The sequence below is a fragment of the Paenibacillus stellifer genome, from assembly GCF_000758685.1.
In the GTDB taxonomy this organism is placed as follows: Bacteria; Bacillota; Bacilli; order Paenibacillales; family Paenibacillaceae; genus Paenibacillus_AQ; species Paenibacillus_AQ stellifer.
Genome location: NZ_CP009286.1, coordinates 987,977 through 1,014,455, shown reverse-complemented (window position 1 = coordinate 1,014,455; position 26,479 = coordinate 987,977). Strand labels below are relative to the sequence as shown.

Here is a 26,479-nt window from a genome sequence, read left to right as displayed (position 1 = left end):
GAATCGTCCGCCCCCTTATGCAAAGCTTCAAGCTCATCCGGCAATCAGGGTAAGAATTTCCTTCGTAAACGTAATAATGACCCCTCCAGCGAGCGTCAGAAACCCGTTTGCACGCTGGGACGGGTCATGAGACTTTAGCGACAACCCAATCTGAACAATGCCAAAACCGAGAATAATCATGCCGATCGCACGGATTAAACCGAATATGAAGGTGGATAGGTTGTTGATTGTCGTCATCGGATCGCCCTCTGCATAAGCGGTAGAGATGAATACGGTTCCCGTTAAGATCAGCATGACGTACAGGGCCAGCAGCCGTTTCATTTTGAATTTCAAGTTCATCATTCCCCTCGTAAAAATAGCGCCTCCACTTCTTCTTCCGACAGAAGCTCGTAATCCCCGTTTTCATGGAGGAACACGGATCGCCAATCCAGAGCCTGTTCCGTTCCGCCATGCTGGTAGGGAAGACCGTTGCCATCTGTCGTGAGCGAGACGTGGGGATGCCTTAGCAAATCATATTTGTCGTCCTGGACTGGACGTTCGCCACGGATAAAGAGCAGGGCATAGCGGTTATCCAGCAACCTCACCTCATCAGGCGTGAGCAATTCACGGCCTGACTGCTGGTAATTGATCGAATAACTGCCGCTTCGCCCCTTGCTCTGGCCGTAGGTATTGGTGTCAATCGTTTCCTTGCCGAGCAACTCGGAGACGTATTTGTGGGTGGACTGTTCGTTGCCGCCCAAGTACAAAAATTCATCGCAGTTGCCCACAATCGATTCCCATGCGTCCTTGTACAGCGCCTTGAGCTGCGCTAAATTTTGCAAAATGATGGAGACGGAAATTTCCCGGCTGCGCATCGTGGAGAGCAGCTTATCAAATTCGTCGGGAAGCGCCACATTGGCGAACTCGTCCATGACAAAGTGAACATGAATCGGGAGACGTCCGCCATGCCGATAGTCCGCCTCGTACATCAGGCATTGAAAAAGCTGCGTATACAGCATGCCGACAATGAAGTTGAAACTACTGTCGTTATCGGGAATGACGGCAAACATCGCTGTCTTCCTCTCACCCATAACAGGCAGTTCCATTTCGTCGAACATGCTCATCCCCGCAATCGAATGCAAGTTGAACTTCTCCAACCGAACGCCGAGGCCAATTAAAATGGACTTGGCCGTCTTGCCCGCCGCCAGCTTGAAAATGTTGTACTGCTTGACGGCCAAATGCTCCGGGTCGCGCATGGCCAGCCTTTCAAACAACTCGTCGAGCGGGCTTTGGTACGTTTCGTCCTCCTCCCGCACCTCCGCAGCAGCAATCATTTCCATGACCATTGGGAAATTTTGCTCCTCGGGCGGCGCTTCATATAGAAGGTACAGCACAAGCGCTTCCAGCAAAGCTGTCTCGGAACGCTCCCAAAAGGGGTCGTTTGTATTACTGCCCTTCGGTGTCGTATTGCGAATTAGATTGGTGACCAGTTTGAGAACGTCCTTGTCGTCTTGCAAATAGGCAAAGGGATTGTAGCCATGCGAACGGTGCGGATTGATTAGGTCCAGCACCTTGATATCGTAGCCTTTGGACTTGAGCAGATGCCCGGTATCGCGCAAAATCTCGCCCTTGGGATCGAGCACGACAAAGGACGTATGCGCCTGCATCACGTTCGGCTTGGCGTAAAACCGCGTTTTGCCGGACCCGGAGCCGCCCACGACGAGAACGTTCAGGTTTCGGCGGTGCTTGCGGCCGTCCAAGCCGATGCGAACCTGCTGTGTCAATATTTTGTTTTGCTCCGGCTGTTTGCTTCGGTATTTTGAATGAATCTGTCTGGCTTTGCCCCATCGCGCGCTGCCGTGCTCTTCGCGCCGCCGATAGTTGCGCGGCGACGCCAAATAGATGCCGACCGAAACGGCGTAAATGAGCGTAAACAGCAACAAGCTTCGTGGCGTATCATCGGCCCATTGAATCTGAAAGGGATGATAGATCGCTTCGCTGAGATACAGCAGAAGTACGGGTAATCCCTTGGACAAAGCAGGAGCGGCAAGCAGCGCCGCCCATACGACCGGAATATAAAAAACCACAAAGAGTAAAAGATTACTCCTTGCGGTTTCAGCGCGCCGCATGATGACTCCGGCGCTTTATCTTTCGATATGGGGCGTCAATCGCTTTCAGCAGTAAATCGTCAACAGGATCGGTCGACCGCTGCTTGCCGATCAAATCGTTGCGCAGCGCATTCAAGGCGTTGATGACAATGCCATGCTCGTAATGATCCATGCTCAGAATACGTTCTTCCTCTTTCATCGTCCTTCCTCCCAAGAAAAAATGAAGGTAGCTCCATGCGCCATTAACGGGCCGAATCGCTTCGACTCGGTTGCTGCTGCCGCTGCTGGGCCAGCATACGGTGCATACGACGGGAAATGTCGTGCGCCGCATCCTTCATCACCGTCAGCTCGGCGCGGATTTGCTGCGGCTCCATATCCTTGAGCCGTTCGGACACCCGGCCAAAGCGAAAGGAAGCCGTCTCGACGCCAAACTTTTTGCTAAGCATATACGCGGCGCAGTAAGCTTGAAAGTTAGTATCAGAACGGCTGTAGTTGTTATGGCCGCGATCGATTTCCGCATGCACCAGTTCCTGTGCGAGTGCTCGAAAAATATCACCGGCCCCAAGTCCACGGCGTATCACGATGTTTCGCGTATCCGGCTGATAAAGCGCATGTACTTCCGCAGGCAGGGCATCTCCAATCGTAATCGGCACAGGTGAGCGGTCCATCAACGCCTTTATGCGTGTGCGATCATCCGGGTAGATTGGCGGCTCCTTTTTCTGCGCGGTTGTTTGCGCAACGTCGAACATCTTCTTGGGGTTGTAGCTGATCGCGGTACTCCCATCTTCCCGCTTGTATTCCTCACCTGGCTCCATGATGTAAAAGCCGGTTTCCTTGCGACGGATATAGACGCCTTGTTCCTTCCAGCTATCAAAATCGGCAATGCGGGTGGCATCCGGGCGCTGCACCAGAATAAGCAGCGCATTAGCGACGCTGTAGAGATCAAAACGGCTTTGTACGTCCAGATAATGCTGAAATTGTTCGCCGTTTTGCGCAATGGCGGCTGTGGTAGCGTCAATCGTCTCATACGTCCACTGCCGCAGTTCTTGCTTTTTTTGCGCCCACGCTTCTTTGTCGAACGGCTGCTCACGCTGAGCGGAGGTAGTAGTGACTTGAGGCTGGAATAACTCGTCCAGTTCGCTCATTTCGATTTCCCTCGCTTTCGACTCCCTGTCGTCGGGACGGACGCTTTACTGCTGGACGCCGCCTTCCCGCGATCTCTGCGCTTAGGCAACGGCGGCTCCTGCTCCCGTTGCCGCCGTCTTGTCTCTGCTGCCCGGTTTTCCTCCCGAATTTCACGCAGCAATTGGCGGACGGACACTTTTTCCTTTGGCTTTTCGGGGTTAATCGTAACCTTTTCGTATGCCGCGCTGCGCCCGGAGGTAGGCGCGGACGGAGAGGACTGTTCCGTTGTCCTCTCCTCCTGTGTCGGCGGGAGGGGAAGCGGACGATCCGGTTCCGTTCGCTCGGCCTCCCGCTCCTCGACCGCCGGATGATCGGTTCCCTGCTGCTCGTTTACCGGAGGAACCCCCTCCGGCGGTTCGGGCTTTCCCAGCAGTTCGTCCAAAAAATCTTCGTTCACTGCCCCCTCGTTTGATGCCGGAGATTCGCTGGTCCCACCCTCGGGCCCTGCCAAGACTTGCTCCAGCTCTTGCACCGCCCCTTTACTCTCGTCCGACTGCTTCTCGCTGCGGGACTTCACAATCTCCTGCTTGATACTGGCCGTATCTACGGTCGCCAGCTTGAAGCGCTCAACGATCCGGTTGATCTTGGACGCATCCTCGGCCCGCACCATTACGTCGCACAGCCCGTCCACATTTTTCTTGTCACGCAGCGCGCAATAGAGGACACCATACCGCTTAGCTTCTTTGCAAAAAGTCGGCAAGTCTTCATTTCGTACTGCAAACACCTTCAGTTCCTTGCCGCTGCGCAGCAAGCTTTCCAGACGAATGCGGCCTCTTGTTCGCTTTTGCCCTTGCAGGGCGGCGAACAAATAAACGGCCAGATGCTTCGCGCCTTCGCCGGAAATTTTCGCCATGACTTCAATGCCACGGAGACTCATGCTGACGACCTGATCGGCCGCCTCGGTTCCGCTGCTCATGGACATTTGCCTCCCTTCGTGTCGATTGGTCTTCCTCGTTACGTTGCAGCTTGTTTACCAGTTCGTCGGATCGGGCAAGAATGCCCGTACAAAGCCTCACCTCCTTTCGGAGCTTCGCAAGCTGACGGGAAAGCTCGGCGATTTGCGATTTATACGACTCGATTTGCTCGGGATGTTGGCAGCGGCGAAGCCGGTTGTACAGTATTTTGCGGGAGCCGTATCCTTGTTTCAACTCCGCTTGCAGCCCAGCATGATAAGCTGTCAATTGCGCCGTACTGGAAATGCGATGGCGACATAACAGCTTGGTTTGCTCCGTGATGGCCGTCAGGTGTCGCAAGTCTTCACGCAATAAAAAAGACGTCCGTTTGAGGGACACGCGGGAACGGGGTAGAATACCCATCTTGAATAAGTAACGCAGATACAAGGCTTGCAGACCACTAAATCTACGTCCGATGTGTAGGGTGCTGCGAACGATGACGGCTCGCCTGCGCCGCGGCAACGGCACTGGTGGCTGACGCTGCGGTAACTGGTTTTGCAGAATGCGTTGCTTTATCGCATGCTCCGTGTATTCGTCGCCAAGACTGCGCAATCGAACAAACCGCTCTTTGCCCGGCGGGCGTACAGCCAAATGCTTTACGGTCGACTTCATTTCATAACCCTGCTTTTGAAGGATCGCGAAGAATTGCGTCATCGTCATGGCAGCGACGATAGCGGCGTCGATGTCCTCGCGAATCAAGCCGCGCCAGGTCGGCTTGTTTTCCTGTTCCGCTCGCCACTCGCCATAATGCTTGGTCTTGCCCGGTTCCGGCTGCTCGATCACCGATAAGGCATGCTCCCGGCACAGTCGATCGGATGTTTGCCGCATAAGAGCGTAAGAGGCTTTGTTATCGTAGTAGCGCTTACCGTCCAGAAACGACACCGCATTAAGTACGAAATGATTGTGCAAATGCTCCTTGTCCAAATGGGTCGATACAATGACCTCAAAGCGCTCTCCCCATAGCTCCCGCGCCAGCTTGACGCCAATGGCATGCGCCATTTCCGGCGTCGTTTCGCCCGGTGCAAACGCCTGATACCCGTGAAAAGCCACAATGCCATCGGTCTTTTGAAATTGTCGTTTGGTTCGCTGCATTTGCTCATAAGCGGTAAGAGGATCGCAATTGATCCCGCTCACGTAAAGCTGCCTTTCCGTTTTGGCATCCGCGCTGGTATAGGCGAGCACCTGCTGCAAACCCTCATTCTCGACGCGCCTTTCATCAGTCTTTTCAGGATTAGTCGCGTAATCCAGCACGCGCTTGAGGCGGTCGGTAACGTCCCATATTGCGGTTGTCGCCATGTGTGCTGTGTCCCCTTCACGGTGGATGTACGTTAGGATTTCCTTGCGGCTCGGTTCTTGGTTCCGGTGCTGTCACGGCCTGCTGAATCTGCTGGACAGCGCGGCGCAAGTGGTCTGCTTCCTGCTGAAATGCTGTTCGATCCAGATGACCGGTCGCATGGGCCTTCGCGGCCAATTGATTAAGGTTATTGCCAATAGCGTGCAGCTCACGCATCAGCGCGAAATAGTCCGGTGGCGGCATCGCCTTCGGGACATAGCCATTAATCAGAGATCGAATATAACCTTCCTGTGAAAGTCCGGATTTTTTCGCACTCGCTTGGAGTCTTGCGTTTTCATCATTGTTCACCCATACCTGAATGCGAACCGCTCGTCTTCTCATCATTTTCACTTCTTTCTTCAAAAGAAATGGCCCGAATGAAAATGCAAAATGGCTTCTGCCGTTTCTGAAAAATACCGGTCATTGTTGGAACCTATATTCTTGATAAAACAGCGTGTTGTTGAGGTAGGGGTATTAGGGGCTTGCCCCTAACAAGCGAATTTGGGAGACCAAATTCAGTGCTTGCTGCAACACGAGACATTCGTCTCGCGTCGCCCTGAAAGGCACCTGCCGGGAATAAAGAGGAGACCCCTGAAAACAAAAAAAGACGCCGATTCACTCAGCGCCTTTCATAGTCCGTTTTCATCTTAACAATACACCGACGTCATAATGACTAGTTACGATCATTGTGATTTTAATTTTGTAAGGGGAGATGCCGCAAGAAGTTTCTGGATAGAGGTAGGATCAAGTCCTGCATCTCGGTAAGCATGCATTGCTTTCACCCTCCAATTCTCATTCCCCACACCAGTAAAATCAAGACGTAAAGTACGTAATACCTGAGCGGCTTTGTGCGCCCATTGAACGAAATCTGATTGATTCCAGTAAGCGATATCCTGGGCGATATTCAGAGCACTGGCTTCTACAGTAACTGAAGGAGTGATGATAACACGAACATATGTCGTACTCGCTGAAAGCCCCTCAACTTTGCGTGAAATCCACGTAGGATGGTCGTTCGCCTGTCGAACTTTGTATGCAGGAATAGGTTTTGTTCCGTCCGTTTCTGTGTAGTCTTCAGCCGCTAAACAAAAATTATTACCTGCTATCCACCAAGGGTCAGGCGCTGTCCTTTCGTCAGAGTTTCCTGCGAGATATCCGAGTAATTTCCCTAAATCTTCATGTGCACGTTCAAAAAGATTGCCATCGGTGTTATTGCTAATTCCTTCAAGTATATTCTTAACTCGCTTTTCAAACTTTGCATCACTGGTCGTTCCCATAGTAGTTAGTTCCATTTCTAATCTCTCGATTATAAATGGAAGATAAGGATCGTCTACGATTTGTTGCCCAGAAGCTGATTCGGATTCCACCAAGTTTCTTAACCAAGTAACCGATAATGTACACGCCGCAGCTTGTTGAAAACGTTGACGAGAAATGGATGAATAATCGTTAGTGTTTAGATTCAATGTTCCAGCAAGCCATGCAGCACTACCTGCAAGATAATACCAGAATCCACGATAACCTTTGAGTTCATCCCCACTTAGCAAGCTCGCAACTCTATTCGCTTTCTCAAGAGCACCAACATAATTACCTGCCCAGATTGCCTGCTGGTAATCAAGTTCAAACGTTACCGCATCTTCCAGTACCTTCATAAGAGGATCTGGCGTTTGATTGGCATCATTACGTCTCGCAATAATTTCTTTATCTGCATTGCGCCATTCCGGACTGCTCTGATTTAGAAAGTATCGATACAACTCAACAAATTCATCCACTGATTGAGTCTGTTTGGATTCCTCATTTCCAAATGTTAGTTCAGCTTGAAGCTCGGGATGGTAGAGCCTTAGGTTTTCTTTCTGTAATAAGCGATCCTGCAAATCATCCCCTAAAATACATACTGCGGAGTAATCGGTAGCGCTTCTTGTGCAACGGCCTATGGCTTGCACAACTCTCGTACGAACTCGATCCTGTAAGAGGATACTTGCTACCATTCTGGTTTCCAGAAACCTTTCTTGCAGATTAGCTGCCGTGGGCAATCCTAACATAATTTCAAGCCTACATTCATCACCTGCTAGGTTTATGCCGTCATAGCGATTTGCCAAAATAGCAACAGCATTTTCATCACCGATAAAACCTGCCTTTGTTTTTTCTATATCCTCTGCTTGGTATACGTTTTTGTTTGTATGATTAGCAAAAAATTCGATCCAGTTATTGGCTGTTTGATCATCGGGTACTAGCAATAATGTTCGTGGTGATTCATGAGCCAACTTGACTGCCACAAGGCTACTTTCTTCCTCTTTTAATGCAGTTCCAGGAAAAAAGAACAATCTACGTCCAACACTATGTTTCTCCCATCCTTCGGGTGCTTTAATACGCTCAATTTTTCTTCGTCCTGTGATACGTTCAAGTTCACCGCCAAGTCCCAGTGTCGCAGACATATAGAGACGCTGTTTTGCCATCGAAAAAGGACGATGTGTTTCAGATGGCGGAATTATCGGGCGAATTAATATGCCACTCCAGTTGAGATAAACATGACATGATTTAAGGTGATCTCTGATAACACTCCAAGTGTACATGAGATCCCTAATACCTGAAGTGAATTGGTCCAGAAACGGTATTATTTTATTAATTCGCTCAACAAAATAAGGAGTAGGGAGCTTTTCCACCCATGATCGATCTGAAGGTGAAGGAGAGTCCGTGGTCATCCGTTGGTACTGCTCTTGTGGGAGACCATCTTTAATAATCTCTAGTAATTGTCTATACACAGCTTCATGATTGAATCGAGAAATGGATAATGACCAGTACTTCACTAGGTAATTTTCTGAAGCATGCGCATCATCAAGAATGATGAACTGTGGATTATGGAAAAAAGGATTCGTATTAAATAGGCTACTGTACGTTGTAACCGCAATTGCTTCACCATCGTTGTATTTGGATTTGTCGCTAGGCAAGTAATCTTTTTGTGATCCTGTAAACGCAATTGGATGAATATCGTATTTATGCTTGGCTTCCTCAACAACTTGGTGCACAAGCTGCCGTGTGGGACACAGAAATACAACTCGTTCTTGCCGTGTAATGCGCCGGTATTCTCCGGCGAGTAGGCCGACCAAAGTTTTCCCACTTCCTGTTGGGAGTTCCATAGCAATGTCGGGGGATTCTAACTTTTCGTTATAAACGCGTAATACGTCAGCCTGATGGGCTAATAGACCTTCGACTTTTCGATTTCGTAGATCATAAAAAAGAGACTCCGGACTCTTTATTTCAGAATGTCCTTGATACCTTGATTTGAACCCCATAGTACAAACCCCTTTTCCGGAAATTTATACTGTTAATTATATACAAAAAGAGCTTTCTATGAACAGCAAATACTAGCTAGAGTTCCAAATAAGATATTACCTTCGAAAACGATCAGATTCATCATTTAGAAAGCTCGATTATTACCTAGAACGGTATTTGTTTTGGCGAAGAAAGCCCATTAACTCTTCGTTTACATCCTTACCATTCTTGGGAGGTTTATCATAAATAGAAAGTACTGAAGAAAGTTGATGGTGAATCGTTGTCGCCGCCAACCGCCCCGGTTCATCATTGTCCAAATGCAGTATTAGTTGATTCACCTGCGGAAAGCTCCGCAAGTATTGTACTAGAGCGGCAGGCGGAATACTTTGCGCTTCAACTGCTTTAGGCCTATAAATGCCAGCCAGTGATAGGTTATGCGTCTGCCGCCAATCGCGGCCAGCGAGATGCTCCGGCGTGCAGTAAGATAACAGATCAATGGCGCTCTCAAACAGGTGCAACTCCGTACTGTATTCCATAGCCGGAATCGCAAACGAATACCGCTTGTCGCTGCCAGTGGCCTCCCCCATATAGCGGGTGCTCGTCGTACCGCGTATCGCCGCATATCGTGGAGTCCCATGTTGATCAAAGCCGACGAATACCACGTTGTGGTAGCGGCGGCTTTCATACAGTCGTCCTGTTTTGAGACAAAAATCTATTACATCGCGAGAAATGCCGCGTTTGGAGAGATAAGCGACGACGCGATTCGAAGTCTCATACGGTTCGGGAAGCTCCAGCCGCGTATTTGAACCATCCTGCTGGATGGCAGGAGTAGTTGGAGCCATGTGAACGGGTGGATTACCGCCAATTTGCAGCACCGCATCGGGAAATGACATGCCTCTTACTTTAATAAGGTAGTCTAGCGCAGAACGTCCTCCGATCCCCCTCGACCACCAGAACCATTTACCGTTGGAGATTTTAAGGCTGTCGTGGGTTCGGGTCGAATAGGCATTGCGCGAGCACCGCACCAGTTCGTATGGCTCGAAGCATTGCAAATAGGTGAGCAGGTCCAATTGCTTTGCACGTTCGATTTGTTCCTTGCTTACGTAGCTCATTGACGTAGTTCCTTTCAGAAAATGTAATAAGAAACGACATATTTACAAGTTGCTTCTCTTAATCGCAAGGCTGATTTTCTTTCATCCTGCCGCACTTGTTCATCGTGCCTTACCCTTCTTTTTGGGATACAGATAAGCTCTTCTTTCCCTCAACTCTGTAGCGCCTTTCTTTTTCATGAATGCGTCTAACTCGCTTTCATAGACTTGACTGGTCACCCCGTTCGAATCACGGATGTAATAATACGAGTCGCCAAATCCGTTCTTCCCTTTGGATATCAATTCCAATGCTGGCACGGTTTCTCCCTCCTCGGTCGGATCGGTTCCGTAACAAATAGGCGGTAGAATCGGGCAAAAGCATCCGCCGCCGCTTGGGATGGCATACAACATGTGCGTTCCTCCAGAAATGCGAAAAGGACCCCAAAGCTGGAGTCCGTTTCGTCCTTTGATTTATACCTTTCCATTGCCGTTATCGCTCTCGATCCGCAACCCGCCGTTCGGGTGCTTCCGGTTCCTCATCCGACACGCTGTCCACGGCCTCGTTTTCCCGTTTGTCCATGTTCAGCAGCACATTTAGCTCCGCGAGCCGCGCGGACTTCGTTTGCAGTTCCTGTTCTTGCTTGAACGGTGCCTCGATCTGCTCCTTCGCCGTTACCATCTGTTGCTTGAGTGTTGCGAGCTGGTCACGGCAATAGGCGAGCTTATTCGGCAAATCCGACAATGTATTGTTTATTCGACTCATATTGCCGCCTGCATCCGGTCCTAACGTAATCGTATGGCCCAATACTCCACGCAGCGTCACCTTGTATTCCTTTGCAAAGCTATCAAAAGATAGCCATAAAGAAAAGCCCATGTAACTGCCTGCTTCCTGCTGATCGGGAGAGGTCATACCCTTGCAGGCTTCCAGCAGGGCAGCGCCCGCCGCAGCACGTTCCGAGTACGTGTAGTCTTTGATGGTCATACCAGGAAAACGGGAATCGTCGCTGCAAGCCTTTTCCGACGCTTTGGCGCGCATGAACAAGGCTACGTCCTGCTCATACCCAGCAATACGTTCCTCCGTAGACTTGAATTGCTGCGGCAGCATTTTGAGCAACCGATCCTCCAGCGCATAACGCTGGCTCAAGTGGTTGGCTTTAAGCAGCTTGAGTTTGGATACCTGAATGTCGAGATCCATTTTTTCCTTGATGTACGGATTTCCAGTCGCAAGCGCTTTAACCTCGGCATAGGACAAAGCCGTTTCATCAATGTCCTCGGCAGACCGAACCGGCGATTTACTGGTCATGATCTGAGAGATAAACCGTTGCTTGTTTTCGAGCGTTTGATATAGGTAAGCGTCAAACGTGTTCTCTGTGACATAGCGGAAGATGTGAACCTCGCTGTTCTGGTTGCCTTGCCGAATAATTCGCCCGCTGCGCTGCTCCAAGTCACGCGGACGCCACGGACAGTCGAGGTCATGAAGCGCGATCAACTTGGTCTGAACATTCGTTCCCGCGCCCATCTTAAACGTCGATCCGAGCAATATGCGAATCTGTCCCGTTCGAACCTTGGCAAACAGTTCTTTCTTCTTCACTTCTGTGTTGGCGTCGTGAATGAAGGCGATCTCCTCTGCCGGAACGCCTTTCTCTGTCAGTTTGCGTCTCAGCTCGTCATACACATTAAAGGTGCCATCCTGCTTAGGGATAGAAAGGTCGCAAAAGACCAACTGCGCGAGCCGCTGCTCCTGACTGTCGGCCCATTGCCGAAAGACGTTATCCGCGCAGGCGCTCACCTTACTGCCTTCGTCATCGGGTAGCATGGCGTTTGCAAGACGCTGATCGAGGGCCAGCTTGCGTCCGTCGTTGGTGATCTTGAGCATGTTGTCTTCATGTGGCTCTACTCGCTTCGCTCGCACCTGTTCGGCGCGGCTGGCGAGATCCGCGACCATCTCACGCTGAAAATCGCTCGGCGGCACAGCGACGTTGTGGAAGTGGGCTTTGGGAACCGGAAGCTGGAGCATATCCGCTGTCTGAATGTCCGCCACTTCCTTAAAGACGTTCATCAGCTCCGGCAAATTATAAAAACGGGCAAACCGCGTTTTCGCGCGATAGCCCGTTCCTTCCGGTGCCAGCTCAATTGCCGTGACCGTCTCTCCAAATGTTGAAGCCCATGAATCAAAGTGCTGCAAGCCTTGCCCGCGGAGCCGCTCGTATTGCAAGTAGCGCTGCATCGTGTACATTTCGGTGATGGAGTTGGAGATCGGCGTACCCGTGGCAAAAATAATGCCCCGTCCTTCGGTCAATTCATCCAAATAGCGGCACTTGGCAAACATGTCCGATGACTTTTGCGCTTCGGTTTGCGACAACCCGGCGACATTGCGCATTTTCGTATAAAGGAACAGATTTTTATACGAGTCTGCTTCGTCGACGAATAATCGATCTATGCCAAGTTCCTCGAAGGTGACCACATCATCCTTACGGCTCGTGTCGCTCAACTTCTCCAGCTTGACCTGCAGCGTCTTCTTTGTCCGCTCAAGCTGCTTGATGGCGTACCGCTCGCCCTTGGCTTCCTTAAGCTCGCGGATGCCGCTTGTGATCTCGGAGATTTGCTCGTAAAGCTGCTGCCGCTGGCCCTCCGCCGAGATCGGAATTTTTTCAAATTGCGAGTGGCCGATAATAATCGCGTCGTAATCGCCGGTGGCAATCCGTGCGCAGAACGTCTTCCGGTTCTTCGTTTCAAAATCCTTCTTGGTGGCGACCAGTACGTTTGCGGACGGATAAAGCTGCAAAAATTCCGCCGCCCATTGCTCGGTCAGATGATTAGGAACAACCAGCATGCTTTTGTTGCACAGACCCAAATGCTTGCTTTCCATGGCCGCTGCGGTCATCGCAAAGGTTTTGCCCGCGCCGACGCAATGGGCGAACAGGGAATTGCCGCCATAGAGCGTTCGGGCAACCGCATTGACCTGATGCTGCCGCAACCGGATTTCCGGGTTCATCCCGGCGAAGCGAATATGACTTCCATCATATTCGCGCGGACGGATGGAATTGAATCGATCATTGTACAGTCGCGTGAGCCGCTCCCGGCGCTGCGGATCTTGCCATATCCAGTCCCGAAACGCTTCCTTCATGGCTTCCTGCTTTTGCTGTGCGATAGCCGTTTCCTGCTTGTTCAGCACCCGTTTTTCTACGCCGTTTTCAACAGCCGTATCGAATATTCGAACATCCCGCAGATTCAGTGTATCTTCGAGAATTTTGTACGCATTGATGCGATTCGTACCGTAGGTGACATTTGCCTTAATATTGTTACTGCGATCATCGCTTTTGCCTTTGACGTTCCAGGCTGCTGTGTAACCGGAATACATCACGTTGATGGAGGTTTGGTACATATACGGCGTATCTACCAGTTCGAAAATGAATGCCCGAATGACTTCCGGCGGCAGCCAGGTTGCGCCCAGTCGTACATCAATCTCGGAAGCGTCCAAGTCCTTCGGCTGCACGGCTTCCAGCGCTCTAACATTTTCAGCGTACCGCTCGGCGTCATAAGCAGCAAACTGTTTGGCAGCGCGCAGCTTTTCACGCACATTGCCCGATAGATACGCATCCGCTGTTTCGTATATCGGTTGTCCTTCTTCGTCCATATTTTCAGGATTCGGGAAGATCACGCCGCGAAGCTCCTGTACAAGCAGTTCCTGCGCGAGTCCGGTCAACTCTACCATATACGGCAGATCGACGCGAGCTTTCGTACCGATGGAAACCGCCAGCACCTCCGAAGCCGTATCCACCTGTTTTATGTTGGCGCGTTGCCGAATGGTACGCTTCGTGAACATATCCGCCTTGCGCAGCAACTGTCCTTCCTCATCTATGACTTCCAACGAACAGAGAAGGAAGTACGAGCTGTCATCCGAAAAGGCAAGGCTATTAGCGCGACTGTTAATCAGGCCGTATTGCGCTGTGAACAATTCATATTGCGTATCCAGCTTGCGCTGCTGCTCCCTTATCGCTTCGTCGCTGTAATCCTCGGTCTGGTATTCGATCAGTTCGCGCACCGTGTCCCGAAGCTGAATCATGCCCTTGATACGGCCTGCCGCAGTTGCTGATGTTTCAACCAGTCGCATCCGGCTGTTTTCCCGAAAATAGATGCGTCCTTCGACCAGTGCAAAGCTGAAATTACGAACGGACGGGTCGGCAGGCAGGGAGACCTCTTCCTCCTCCGGCTGTTCCTCCCGTTCCAACTCGACCCACTCCGCATGGATGTTCGCCAGTGCCTCACGCAACAGCTCGTCCAAAGGAGCGTCCGGGTAGGGCCAGCAGGTCGTTTCCTGTTGATTGCCGTACATCCGGTCATCAAAGGCCATCGTACCAAGCACCATTTCGGGGCGGGCTGCAAAGTAGCTATTCACCGGCACATCCTCTGCCGTAACGCCGAGCGAAAGCCATTCCTCGGTTTGCTCGCTGACAGCCACCATCCGGTCCCGTTTTTGCAAAAACAAAATGTCGGCGGTCACTTCGGTTCCGGCATTCGCCAGGAACGCATTGTTAGGCAGACGCACCGCGCCGAGCAGCGCGGCCCGTTCCGCGATGTATTTTCGGACGGTTGGGTTTTGTTTGTCCATCGTCCCTTTCGACGTAATGAAGGCGACAATTCCACCTGGACGAACCTTATCCAGCGTCTTCGCAAAAAAGTAGTCGTGAATCAGAAACTTGTGCTTATCGTATTTTTTGTCGGCCACGCCGTAGCTGCCGAACGGCACGTTGCCAACCACGAGGTCAAAAAAGCTGTCCGGCAAGCTGGTCTGCTCGTAGCCGCTGACAGCAATCGATACTTGCGGATAAAGCTGCCGCGCGATGCGCCCGGTGATGCTGTCCAACTCCACGCCAAACAGCCGAGCGTCCTGAAATGACTCCGGCATTAGACCGAAAAAATTGCCGATGCCGCAAGACGGCTCCAAAATATTACCGCTGCGGAAGCCCATCCTCTCCAGGCATTCGTACATCGCCTTGATGACGGTCGGAGATGTATAATGTGCATTCAGCGTGGAGGCGCGGGCGGACGCATATTCCTCCGAGTCCAGTAAATCCCGAAGCTCCGCATATTCCGCTCCCCATTGCGGATTCCCATCATCAAACGCTTGCGGAATCCCGCCCCAGCCTACATAACGGGCAAGCACAGCCTGCTCGTCCGCAGCCGCCTGACGGTTATCCTTCTCCAATTGCCTGAGCAGCCGGATCGCTTCCACGTTCCACTTGTACTTGGTTTTCGCGCCACCATGTCCCAATTCGTTGTCCGTGATCCGATAGTTACTGGTAGGGGTCGATTCACGCCGAAGCTCGGGGATATCGGAAGGAGGAGAGGGAGCCAATCCCTCACCTTCATCAAGTGCCGCTTGCTCCGATTCGTCCACCAGTTCCGTATCCCATTCCGCGTGTTCCGAATCCGATTCCTGATGGCCGGAAATCAGATGATCGTTCAGTGGATTCTCGCGCAGCATGCGCTCGAAATCCCGGCGATTCATTTCTTGCATGAATAACGGAAATTGAACGTCCTGCAGCACAACCTTTCGCGGCTCCAGTTGCGCGATTTCGTATTCGTCCGCACCGATAAAGACTTTGCTGCCCTCGGCATACCCATAGTGCGCTCGAACCCGGTTGGGCATTTGCTGTGATTCATCCGGCTGCAATTCCGATAGCGGCAGATTGTGTTCCGTCTTTTCCGCCGCGCGCTGCCTGCGCTGCTCCTCCCGCTGCTCGGCATAGGCAGGCAATCGTTCTTCTTCCTGACGGTTCAGATAGCGGCCCGCCGCCAGCAGCTCGCCAATGCGCTTTTGCACCTTGATCCACGGCAACACAACCCGAATATCCGGGTTCATAATGGAACCGCGTGTCAGCGTAATCCCCTTGCTATCGTGATTTTCATGAATATCTGTGCCGATCAGGGCAGGTAGGCGTCCGCCTGTGCCATATTCCCGTTTTAGAAAATCAGCGTTCTCCTGCGCCGATAACGACTGTTGGAAAAATAGCGCGATGCGAAGTTTTCCGCTCTCAAAACCACTTCCACCTTGCAGAACAGCGTCGATGGCCGCTTGAGGAAGTGAAAAAGCGGAGGATTTTTCGTCCTCCGCTTGCTTCATCCATAAGGTCTGTTGCTGAATAGAAGGCACCGATGTACGAGCAGGATCAAACTCGTTAAGGATCATCATGCTGGCGATATTCCCGGCAATCACCGACCAATCGTAAAAGCTCTGCGCCGTCCGCTGCTCCGCCGCTCCCGTCCAAAGATGCAGTACGTTTGCATACGGCTCAAAACCGGCCTTTATGTCATCATCTAGCGTTAACTCCGTAATTCCCGGAGGGAACAGACTGCGTATATACAGCGTCCGTTCCCGATCTTCCTTATGCACGTCGAAAAAGGCTTCGATAGCCGCCTTGCTCTCGGAAAGCGGCGCGGCGCGAAGCATGTCGTTGATGATCGCCCGGTCATGAAAAAACGGAAGACTCCTGTCTTCCGTCGATCGGTCATACCATTTTAGTGATAGATCAGTTCCGTGAGAATCAGTTCCTCGACCTGTTGTTTCAGGCTGTTCATGTGACTCGTCCAGCCCATCGGGTCGGTCGCCTTGTCCGGGGCCGGGTGCTGCCGAATCAGTTCCTGCATCGTCAGGTCGATCTGCTCCCGCGCTGTCCGGTCGATGTCCGCCAAATGCCGGGTCAGTTGCTCCGACAGCATCAGGTGGGCGTAGGTTCCTTTCCGCTGCTCCTTCAGAAACGTCTTGCGCAACATCCCATATTTCCTGATGCTCATCGGTTCGGCCAACGTCAGGTCGGGCAGCAGGTAATCCCCGCTCGGCGTGTAGGTCAGTTCCATGCTCCATCATCCTTTCACGTGTTTTAGCTTCATTGTGCGGCAAGGATGCTGGCCTTGCAACGGTACGGCTCGCATGACGCTCTTTTTTTCGCTGCTCATCGCGGCGCATCGCCCGAACGGTGGATTCAATCTCGCGCAACATCGTTTCCGCTACGTCGCTGATCGCCGCGCCCAAATGTGACAGCGCAGGGAGTGTATTGAAATAGCCGACGCCCGACAGGTCGTCAACGCTGATGTAATGGGAGGGTTCCAGACCGCAACGTGTCAGCGCCATAAAGGCGACCGCGTGTTGAGCGGCTTCCTTGAATAGCAGTTCCACATGCGGCTCATCCAGTTCTTCCAGCAGGCTGTTGTCGCGTTCGGCCAGCAGCATCCGCACGTAATCGGCGCTATGGTCCTCCACCGCGTTTCGGGCAGCGGACAACAGCGTGTCAACCAGTTCCATGCCTGGCCCTCGTTCACTACCAAACGCATTTTCCAGCGTTTCGATGACGGCCTCCGTGTCCGGTTCCTCCATGCGCCATAGGGAGATGGGTTGTTGGCTTCGGCTCTGCGTGTCCAACACATCGAAGACATGACGCAGCCCCAAATGACTGCCCCGATCCTCGATTAGCGCGATGCCTTTTGCGCCGCGTTTTACCCAACGGTTCAACCGCTTGTTCCATATTTCAATTGTAGCACAGGCCGTAGCATCGGGGCGCTGCGCGTAGATCAAAAGTTGATCCTGAAACGGATACTTGTAGTTCCAGGCCGCCGTCCGCAGAAAATCGGCCCAGCGCTCGGGATCATCCGAAACCGCGTGGGCCGTACCGGCGGCAAGCTCGGCCATTCGCTGCAACTTGGCTGTCAAAGGTCGCACCTCCTCATACGAAGGTAATGTGGTTCGTCAGACGAATGCCTTCCTCGGAATATCGGGGGGTGAGCCGGATAAGTCCGTTTTGCTGAAGCCGATGCAGATTGCGACGGACAGCAGAAGCGGAAAGACCCACCTCTGCCGCAAGCCGTCTGGATGAAAGCAATACCGTGCCGTTTCGTCCGCCAGCGCGATCCAGCAAATAGCTGTACAGCAGCTTCGCCGCAGGCGGAACCGATACGCCGGCCAGCAGCCGGTAACGGGCCAGATCATTCATAAAAGTGCGTCCTCCTATCGTTCCGGCTCCTGCTTTTTCTTTGGCGCGGCGGGAGTTGAGGGCTGCTGTCGATGCTGCTCGGTCAGGCGCTCGGGGCGGGCATAGCAATAAACGTAAAAGTTATAATCTCCGGCAAAGGGAAAGCAGCGCAAATAGTAACGATGTTCCTGTGTTTGCATGCAGAAACCATACACATCCGTACTCCGACTGCCTTGAATACGCGCCTCCGAGTGTTGACTACAAAATCTGAGCATATCTTTGCGGCTTTTCAGCACACCTTGATCCCCAATGGCTTGCATGACTTTTCCCAGTTCCGCTTCAAAATCCGGCGTCTGTAATGGAGAGTTCCGGCTGAACCAGCTCATCCAAAATTCTTCGCCTGAACGACCAAAATCGCCGCGAAGATGGCCAATGCAGCCACGTTGTACATTCTCCTCCGCAGAACCGGAATAAAATAGCGCCGCATCCTCGGGTGCGGCGCTTCGCAGCTTCTCCATCTCTATTCCTCCCGGCTGGTGAATTTAATGCGTTCCTCCCGTTCCGAAATCATCGTAACTGGACAAGTCGGCATGATAAAACACAACGTCCCCGTCTAGCAAAGAGAACATCCCCCCGTAAGGATCGACAAAACTGCGCTGAAAACCTTCCATCTGCCACTGGTTGTCCAGCGGCGCATTTTTATACTGCAAATGCGGGTGAGCAATGTCCTTATTGCGAATGGTTTCGATGTTAAAATTGACTACAATATAGCCGTCACGCAGGAAGATCGGCGCATTGTCGTCCAGCCGGTGGGTACGTCCGTACTCGGCCAGATTGATGCCTGCTGGCATTGCATAGGGAGCAGCCGGAAGGCTATACTCACCAAACCAGCGCTGCACCGAGGCATTGGCCCGCGCAGTATCAATGCCAGACGGCACCTGCATGCTGCCGATAAACGTCCGAAGCTGCGAAGGAAGCAGCATGCCGTCGTAGCCACCGACGTAAATCCGCTTGTGCGCCGCGTCCTTCAAAGCCCGCTGTACATACGACGTCTGAGTGCCAGAGGAACCATTCAGCTTCCACAGTGAACTGGCCGTGTTGGTTAGCTCCTGCTGCGACACATTGCGCAGGCGGGTGTCGAGCGTCACCAACCGCTGCTCGGTATCTTCTGTGGAGCCGATCCGAATAAACCGCTTGTTTCCCGAATGATAGTACAAGTCCACCTGTTGCCGGTTTTTGCTCTGCTTGTCAACGAAGTAAAAAGTCGGCGTAATCTTCACGCCATCGCCCGCGCTGAACATGTTGCCAAGCGTTTTGACCTCAAATTTGAAGTGATAGCCTGTTTTTACGACAACATTTTTCTTTCCGCTCTCTGGGTGACTGCCGGGCCGAATCGGCAGCACGTAAGGGGCCGTATTGCCGCGCGCCGCTCCGTCGATCCCTTTTGTGCCAACCCAATAGCTATTTCCGGTCGGCGTCGCACTGCCTGCCGCCGTTCTGAACACCTTTTCCCACTGGTAGTCGGCAATATCGGTAATTCGGAAGTCGAACAGACGGCCAATAACCTCAACCGCCACAACTTGCGTCGCCACATGATTAGTTAAGTCCAAATTGGCATTACTTTGTGATGTGAATGAAACCGGACTGTTTTCGGCAAACGTGCGGAACAGTACATCATAATTTCCCTCATCTACCCAAACGGGCATGTAAAAAGTGGTTGTAAGCTGGCCGACAGGAATCGAAGTCCAGGTGTCCTTCGGAATCAACGTTCCGTGGTCAGCCTTGTATACATCGAATGGGAACCTTACCTGCTTGTCTCGCACATATTTGGCATAGTCCCGATTGCCGTAGCCGGTAATGTCCCGGTGCGGCCCGCTGGTAGGAATCGTCACGGTAAAGGGGCGATCCAGAATAAGCGCCGAACGATCGGCTGTCGGCACCGTTTTCTGATTGTGCGCCTGATCGTCGGCTACAGACGCCAGATTGACGACGGGGGTATGCACCGTCACCAAATTGATGCCGTTGATTGGGAAGCTTTGGTTCGACCCGCCTCCGATGCCCTTGACCAGCGTATAATAAATCGTCCCCGCGCTTGGCTGGCTCCCCTTGTTCGTTTTAGTCGCATCGATGACAAATCCCGAACCAAATAAAACATCCTGACCGATCATGGGAGATGCAGGAATCGTCCCCGGAGCAGGAGCCGTTTCCTCCACCGTCCGATTGTCCATGATCGTTTGTCCATTAAAGACGACCGTGTCGTTCTTGACCTTGATTTTCCCGACCGCATTTTCAGCCTCTGACTTCCAGTTCTCGCTTGGAACCGAAGGTCTACTGGAGCCGCCGTAAACCGTTTGACCGGAAAGCACAACGTTGCGATACACCGGGTCCGTAATATGGGACGAGACCGCTGCATCATGGGTGGCGGAAACAGACGGTGCGGAATACCCGTTTGCTTGCAGCGTCACCGAACCGGAGGGCAGGGCATAGTTGGCGACTGTCGCCTTCTGTAAGCCGTACACTTCCAAACGGTCTGCCAGCCAATAGCTGTACTTTCGTTCCACACTGTAGCTTTGGGTGACCGTTTGCGTGTCGGATCGGGATACCGGAACCGTGGTCGAATGACCTTCGCTATCCGGCGGGCCGGGAACATATTCCGTCCAGCTCAGCGTATAGGTGCGGCTGACTGTAATCGGATACGATTTCGAGCCTTTCACTTCTGTGAACGTGTTGCGATACAAATACGCTTTGGCGCTCGCGTTAACATAAAGGCTTTCTGAGGTCGGTATTCCCTTCAAAACGTCAAAGCGTTCTGCGCCGCGAGAATCCGCCTTTATGATCGCCGATGCCGTGGCATCCATCGCCTCGACTTGCTGGCTCGTGCCAGGTAACGAGGTATCGCCGCCGTCATTGTCGCCTTTGCGTACGGTGTGATCCGAGGTGGAATCTCCGCTGTTACCATTAGCATCTTTTACGACGACCGTGATTTTGACGGTAATACTGGAGCCGGATGTGAATGGAATTTTGATCGGCAGCGATTTACTTGCCGTCAGCCCGCTGAGTGAGCCGGACTTATCGCTAGGCGTAACGAATGTTGCGTTCTCTATTTTTGTGATCTCATACGTTTTGAGCGGCACGGGTGACTTCGCTTCAAATACAAAATTTCCATTCACCGTGGTAACTGAAGCCTCGACGTTATCTGGCGCGTCGATACGGGAAGTCACGGTAATCGGAGAGGGGATTTTATAGATGCCGACGAAGTTGGAGCCGCCAGAGCCAACCAAGATGGAGCGTTCGAGTAGCTTCGCGTCGCCTTTTTCTTGTATGAATAGCTTCTCATCCGGCTCCTTATTGTTTGTGATATACGTGCGAACAATTTCATATGTCTGGCCGCCAGATGTGAGCTGCGGATCAAACGTATAGTTCGCTTCCTCTCCAGTCTCGTAGACGCCTTTGTCGACTTCCTTGAGTTTCGTGCCATCCTCCTTCTGATAGATCGCCTTTACCGGGTTATTTTCAGCGTATTCGGCAATAGCCTCCGTTCCACCAAGCGCCACCGTGAAGCTTCGCGTTCGCACCTTCGGATTCGTATCCGGATTTTCCTGCAACCAGCTTTTCTGCGTTAGGTCCTTCTTCGGCGATAGGTAGGAGCGGACAATACTGTACGTCTTCCCGTTATCCTCTATCGTCGCAGGAAACTCGTGGTTGATCGTCTCGCCGACTTTGTAGTCGCCCTTATGGAACGTGACCTCAGGCTGCTTGAGGATCGTTCCTCCCACGGTTTTCGCAACGACATCGACAGGAAAATTCGCGCTCCGATAGGGGACATGAATCCCAAAGTAATCATCGAGATCATCCGGGTGCGCCCAAGGTTCAGCGTTCTTGATTCCTTCTAACGTGTAAAATGGGCCCTTGCGCACGTTTCCATTGCCATCGACGGATACCATAATTGCGTACAAGTACAGGTCGTCGTTGTCCAAGATGTCTCCCATGCCTGCTTGCCACATGCCGTCCGTTACTAAATCTTCACTGACTTCATAGTAGGTTGTGACCGGCTCTCCGGGAATTGGGGGGTTCGGATTTTGCGCGACTTGACGCACCTGTTGATTGACAAATGATGCGTGACTGCCGTTACGTGGATCACTACACTGTTTGGATGATGTATTCGTGCAGAGTTGGTCACGACGCACCGTCCAACCTACCGTTCTGTAGCGGATGGACGAGGTTGCTGCTGTGCTAGTGATTTCAAATTTGATCTTACCCTCATCTACCCGGACAGCCGGTGTCGCAGCATTCGTAAGAAACGGAAAGCACGACAATAAAAAAGAGCATGCCAGCAGCATGCTCAACGTGATTCGTATGAATTTATGTTTGCGCATCTAGTTCGAGTCCGCCTTTCTAATGATATGATTGCGGAACAAACTTGCATTCGGATCAACCTTCAACGTACTTCCCCAATCGCCGCCTACATTAGTGGATAGAGAAATATCGGCGTAGCCTTCGTACCAAACACCTTTCTCAAACGTTTGTTTATTCGGGAACCACTCATCGTAAAGCAAGTCATTGCTTGCCTTGTACGAGACGAATTTAATCCTGAACTTGGATCGCACAAAGTTGTTGCCAAACCCATCTTTATAAATCATGGATGGCTCGGGATCAAGATAGCCTTCCATCTGGATTTGGTTCTCTCTGACCCATTCTGCGTAGCGGCGAATATGTTTCAGTTCGGCATCAGAGTTTTGCATTTTGGTAGCAAAAACCGCCTGCGCCCAAGCGTCATCAATCGTGTTGTAATTTACATTCAGCCAAAGCGCACCGAATGCTTTCAGTCTTCCCATCCAAATATCCACGTTCTTCTTGTTGAATTCCGGCTTCGTCGAGTAGAGGACGGATGAAACTTTGCTGTCTTTTGGATGCGAAAATGGATAGCCCATCTCGTACATTTCGTTCGGAACATCCGCAAGAATGTATGGATAATCGCTCGCATTATTCGGTAAGTCGGTCGTGCGAATCAAGCGCCCCCATTGGTCGGTCTGCGCCGCGCTATCTTCGCTGGTCTTGATAAACACGGTGTCTGTCGGATTGTCCCAATCCACCTTCGCACCCAACACCTCGCTTACGAAACGGAGCGGCACAAACGTTCGACCGCCGCTCAGGATGGCTTTCGTATCCAAAGTGACCGCTTTGCCATCTACCTGCACAACATTTTGGTCAATCGTCAGAACGATAGATTGATCGTCTCTCATAATCGGAACCGTCTGTGTTTTCGATTCCCAGCCGACTTTCGCTCCGAGCGATTCGGCGACAAAGCGTACCGGGACGAGCGTTCGCCCGTTCTCATCAATAAACGCCTGCGCGTCGGGAAACCAGATTTTTTTGCCGTCCATGACGACGCTGACAAAGGTTGGCGGTTTACTGGCTGCGCTTGCAGTCAAACTGAATATACTTCCGAAAAGTGTCACAATGAGGAGGGATACTAACCTTCTTTTCAAATGCCTCACTCCCTAAAGAAAATATGCGAAACTGGAAAAACTTGCTGTTGCCTACATCATAGTGCCGATTCTGTTGCCTGTCCACTGTCCGGCAGCCTCTCCTCTGCAGGAACCAGGAGCCGCTCGTTACTCCGTGCGCGAAGCCCTTCTTCTTATAACAACAACGACGATGACAAGAATCAGCAGCAAGCCCCCGTAGACGCAGGATGGGCGCAATCCAAATGAACCTTCATGAAGCGGAGAAACGTCCCCAGTAGCCTGAGTCACGGTTCCAGATGGCATAGTCCGACCGTCCGTTACTTCAAAAGGGAAATCCTTCTGTTCTGTGCGGTCACCCAGCATTGTCTTTACTTCCGCCATGTAAGAACCGGGAGAAAGCGGCCAGTTTAGCTCCGCCATGTACTGTGCGACCGTGCCTGCATAAATGGAATCAACCGTAGATTTCCTTTCAAACAAAAGCTCGCTGGTATCGTCCTGCCGTTTGAGTTGCACCTCGATCTCCGGTTCGGACAAGCTATCGCCTTCATTGACCAGCAAAATCGTCAGGCTCGCTTTTCCGTTCTCCAGCGTGTATACGGCTGCGTGCGGGACAGCCTCAGGAGGCTTCGCTTCGACCATCTTGTAGTTGAGGATGACCTGCAACCCGATTTTACGCGTCGCCGATTCCCTCATACTTTGATCGTAGACGCCGATGACGGACACGTACTGGCCCGGCTCCACACTTTCAGGTATCTGCATTTTCATTGTAAAGCTTTGCGTCTCGCCAGCCTTGAGGGTTATACTGCGATCCGGCGCCCTGTACCATGCAGCCGAACCGGTATCGGGATCGCTCGGTAAAGTAAAATCCTTACCGCCGCCCAATGCGGGCATGGCATCGGCCGCATAGAGCAGCGCTGTTATTTCCTCATCAGTGGGATTCGTGACGTGAACCGTGTACTCGCGCTTATCGCCGGGTACTATATCCTCGACATAAGCGCTGAGCTCCGGGTTGATCCGGTCGGAATCCCCACTGATGACCAGTTGCTGTCCGTCCATAGGGTTTGTAAATCCGGCGGCTATCCAAAAAACGATTGCCGCCAGCAACAGTCGAATCCACATGATTGATGAACTCCTTTGCTACTATTCCGCTTGCCATCGCTCACATGAGCGAATAGGCAAACATTCCTGCTAGATGGCCGAGCCGGGGCAAGGGAGGGGCATATATCCCTTGCGCGCGGCTGCTTGCTCGCTGGCAAACGTTTCTTCGGCCTGATAGGTGTAACCGCAGGAACTGCGAAAGTACACCTTCATACTACCTTTCCCGGCCCCGATGATCGTTGGACGTTTCACGATGCGGCTCCCGCCAAGCGCATAGTTGTTGTACACCTTTGCTCCCATCGGGATACCTTGTACAAAAGCCAAAACGCCCACATCATCCACCGTATTGTGCCAGTCCTCATCGGAGATCAGAGGCAGGGTGAACGTGTAGGAAAGGCCATTTCGAGAGACCGTTTCGTTATATCGATTGATCCGGTAGGCCAACTCGTCCTGGATCGCCCGGACAATCGTGCTTCGTCGCACCTGCTCGAAGAGCGCAGCATCCTGCAAAAGCGGAATCGTCGTTTGCTGCCGGATGTCCTGCCGCAAGCCCTCATGCCAGCCTCGGCTGGCCGCATCGTAAGCGAGTACCTGCTGGTCGAGTGTAAAGGAAAGGCTGTTGCCCGCCGAATCGGCATACGCATAAGGCTTCTTCGTTCCCCAAGCCGGTTTCATGACGGTTTTCCCGTCAGTCCCCGTCCATTCTTGCTCGGAATAGACGTAAAAGCCGTCGTACCCGACGATCACGATAGCCGGAATGTAGCGATGCAGAACATCTTGCGACACCGAATCATCCGCAGTGCCGAAGCCCGCGTCCAGCGTCCGGTAGAACGCCGCCAGCGCTTCTTCCTTGTTCAGCGCGACATGTTTGGCCGAGGCATATTGCGCTTCCTGCTGCTGGCTTGCGTTAACGACGAGCAACCTCGCGGCATCGTCTACCGCCGCATCCAGCGCAGCGTCGTATCTCAACTCCGTCAGCATCGTCCGTCGAAGGGTATCCGTCTCATTCCGATTGACGATCGCGAAGGGGAGAAACAACAGCGCGCCGACGATGGCCCATTCAATCCATTTCATTGCGCACCACCCCGCCATACGGAATCACGATTTTTTCATTTGGACTGATGGTATTATTCAGAAAATCGAAGAACAGCGTGCCTGCCGTTCGGTTCGTATTGCGCACAATCACCGAGAAGCTGTCGCCTGAGCGCATCCTGTAACGACGGCTTGGGTGATCCTTTGCAGTCTGATTGTCCGGGAACAGCACCGGAAGGATCTGCGCATTGAAAAACGCATCGTACTGCACTTCGTAACTGCCCATAAAGGTTTCAGGCCGTGTCGGATCGCCGTAAACCGGTACGTACTTCTTGCTGTCATGTTCCATCTGAACGTTGAAGCTATTGCCGGTCGCCGCAAGTGCGCTCACGAAATCGTTGTACATCGTTGGCGTGATGCCGCCTTTGTCCCGAACCGCATCGACAAAGGCTGTCGTCGCGCGCAAGGCGACCAACTCCGAAATATCGTCCTGCTGGTCAAAGGCGGCAGAGAGCGGGTAGAGATAGAGCAGCAGAATAGCGATCAATACGGCGAAAATTTTGATCAAACTGTTCATGGCAGGCTCCTTAGTGTCAGGCGCTGCAAGTGACCGGAAGCGTCCCGTTCATAGGCGGGCTGATATCGCCCCTTCAGACGTATGCCTACGGACGAAAGCTGCTCCCGTTCCAGCGGCGGCGCGAATCGAATGCCGTCTACCACCATTTCCGCATCTCCTTCATCTAGGCGAGCGATAGCTTGCAGCACTTCCGCACCGGATACCGAACCGTCGCCCGAGAGCGGTACAGCGATTTGCTGCAAGTTGCGCTCCTGCGATTGGCCGGTTACATAGGCGAGCGAATTGAGTGAGGCACAGGTCTGAAACAAAATCAGACCGCTTCCTGCGGCCATGAGGAAAACGAGCAAGGCTGCGCTCATCTCCAGCATCGTTCTTGGCGCATAGTTCATGCGTTACACCTCCTTCATGACGAAAGCGTCCA

General features: G+C 52.2%; 19 protein-coding genes. All 19 read right to left on the bottom strand.

All coding sequences use genetic code 11. The features are described 5' to 3' along the window. Positions 1-33: 33 nt before the first annotated feature. The gene (locus PSTEL_RS04665) at positions 34-321 is read right to left on the bottom strand and encodes a glutamyl-tRNA amidotransferase (protein WP_235613163.1); all 288 of its coding nucleotides are present in this window, start codon (positions 319-321) and stop codon (positions 34-36) included. A gap of 17 nt (positions 322-338) precedes the next feature. Beyond that, positions 339-2,066 (bottom strand): VirD4-like conjugal transfer protein, CD1115 family, encoded by a 1,728-nt coding sequence (locus PSTEL_RS04660; RefSeq protein ID WP_245625079.1) that lies wholly within the window; start codon positions 2,064-2,066, stop codon positions 339-341. 28 nt (positions 2,067-2,094) lie between these two features. Next, entirely contained in the window at positions 2,095-2,286 is a 192-nt protein-coding gene (locus PSTEL_RS04655) for a hypothetical protein (protein ID WP_038693802.1), read from the bottom strand. Between the two features lie 43 nt (positions 2,287-2,329). After that, positions 2,330-3,232 carry a hypothetical protein gene (locus PSTEL_RS04650; protein WP_038693800.1) on the bottom strand — a complete coding sequence of 301 codons (903 nt, stop codon included), beginning with the start codon at positions 3,230-3,232 and terminating at the stop codon, positions 2,330-2,332. Continuing rightward, positions 3,229-4,188, bottom strand: coding sequence for a PcfB family protein (locus PSTEL_RS04645; RefSeq protein ID WP_038693799.1), 960 nt, complete (start codon positions 4,186-4,188; stop codon positions 3,229-3,231). The genes PSTEL_RS04650 and PSTEL_RS04645 overlap by 4 nt, the downstream gene beginning before the upstream one ends. Then, positions 4,130-5,521 (bottom strand): relaxase/mobilization nuclease domain-containing protein, encoded by a 1,392-nt coding sequence (locus tag PSTEL_RS04640; RefSeq protein ID WP_038693797.1) that lies wholly within the window; start codon positions 5,519-5,521, stop codon positions 4,130-4,132. Before PSTEL_RS04640 ends, PSTEL_RS04645 begins: the two co-directional genes overlap by 59 nt. 16 nt (positions 5,522-5,537) lie before the next feature. Beyond that, positions 5,538-5,921: a plasmid mobilization protein gene (locus PSTEL_RS04635; protein ID WP_245625078.1), complete on the bottom strand. Its 384-nt coding sequence runs from the start codon at positions 5,919-5,921 to the stop codon at positions 5,538-5,540. A gap of 320 nt (positions 5,922-6,241) precedes the next feature. Continuing rightward, positions 6,242-8,845 carry a DEAD/DEAH box helicase gene (locus PSTEL_RS04630; RefSeq protein ID WP_038693796.1) on the bottom strand — a complete coding sequence of 868 codons (2,604 nt, stop codon included), beginning with the start codon at positions 8,843-8,845 and terminating at the stop codon, positions 6,242-6,244. A gap of 141 nt (positions 8,846-8,986) precedes the next feature. Further along, the gene (locus tag PSTEL_RS04625) at positions 8,987-9,937 is read right to left on the bottom strand and encodes a DUF3991 and TOPRIM domain-containing protein (protein WP_038693794.1); all 951 of its coding nucleotides are present in this window, start codon (positions 9,935-9,937) and stop codon (positions 8,987-8,989) included. 99 nt (positions 9,938-10,036) lie between these two features. Continuing rightward, positions 10,037-10,324, bottom strand: a complete 288-nt coding sequence (locus PSTEL_RS04620) for a hypothetical protein (protein ID WP_038693792.1) — start codon at positions 10,322-10,324, stop codon at positions 10,037-10,039. A gap of 79 nt (positions 10,325-10,403) precedes the next feature. Next, positions 10,404-17,633 carry a DEAD/DEAH box helicase family protein gene (locus PSTEL_RS28890; protein ID WP_425415254.1) on the bottom strand — a complete coding sequence of 2,410 codons (7,230 nt, stop codon included), beginning with the start codon at positions 17,631-17,633 and terminating at the stop codon, positions 10,404-10,406. A gap of 4 nt (positions 17,634-17,637) precedes the next feature. After that, a complete protein-coding gene (locus tag PSTEL_RS04610; protein WP_038693791.1) occupies positions 17,638-17,904 on the bottom strand; it encodes a helix-turn-helix domain-containing protein in 267 nt (88 codons plus the stop codon). Between the two features lie 14 nt (positions 17,905-17,918). Beyond that, positions 17,919-18,401, bottom strand: coding sequence for a hypothetical protein (locus tag PSTEL_RS04605; protein ID WP_052098194.1), 483 nt, complete (start codon positions 18,399-18,401; stop codon positions 17,919-17,921). A gap of 24 nt (positions 18,402-18,425) precedes the next feature. After that, positions 18,426-21,872, bottom strand: a complete 3,447-nt coding sequence (locus PSTEL_RS04600) for a DUF5704 domain-containing protein (RefSeq protein ID WP_038693789.1) — start codon at positions 21,870-21,872, stop codon at positions 18,426-18,428. A gap of 387 nt (positions 21,873-22,259) precedes the next feature. After that, positions 22,260-23,315 carry a copper amine oxidase N-terminal domain-containing protein gene (locus PSTEL_RS04595; protein WP_245625077.1) on the bottom strand — a complete coding sequence of 352 codons (1,056 nt, stop codon included), beginning with the start codon at positions 23,313-23,315 and terminating at the stop codon, positions 22,260-22,262. A gap of 183 nt (positions 23,316-23,498) precedes the next feature. After that, on the bottom strand, positions 23,499-24,470 hold the full coding sequence (locus PSTEL_RS04590; RefSeq protein WP_038693785.1) for a DUF916 domain-containing protein: 972 nt from the start codon (positions 24,468-24,470) through the stop codon (positions 23,499-23,501). Between the two features lie 69 nt (positions 24,471-24,539). Continuing rightward, the gene (locus PSTEL_RS04585; protein ID WP_038693784.1) at positions 24,540-25,523 is read right to left on the bottom strand and encodes a hypothetical protein; all 984 of its coding nucleotides are present in this window, start codon (positions 25,521-25,523) and stop codon (positions 24,540-24,542) included. Continuing rightward, entirely contained in the window at positions 25,510-26,058 is a 549-nt protein-coding gene (locus PSTEL_RS04580; RefSeq protein ID WP_038693782.1) for a hypothetical protein, read from the bottom strand. The genes PSTEL_RS04585 and PSTEL_RS04580 overlap by 14 nt, the downstream gene beginning before the upstream one ends. After that, positions 26,055-26,447: a hypothetical protein gene (locus PSTEL_RS04575; protein ID WP_038693780.1), complete on the bottom strand. Its 393-nt coding sequence runs from the start codon at positions 26,445-26,447 to the stop codon at positions 26,055-26,057. The genes PSTEL_RS04580 and PSTEL_RS04575 overlap by 4 nt, the downstream gene beginning before the upstream one ends. Between the last annotated feature and the right edge of the window lie 32 nt (positions 26,448-26,479).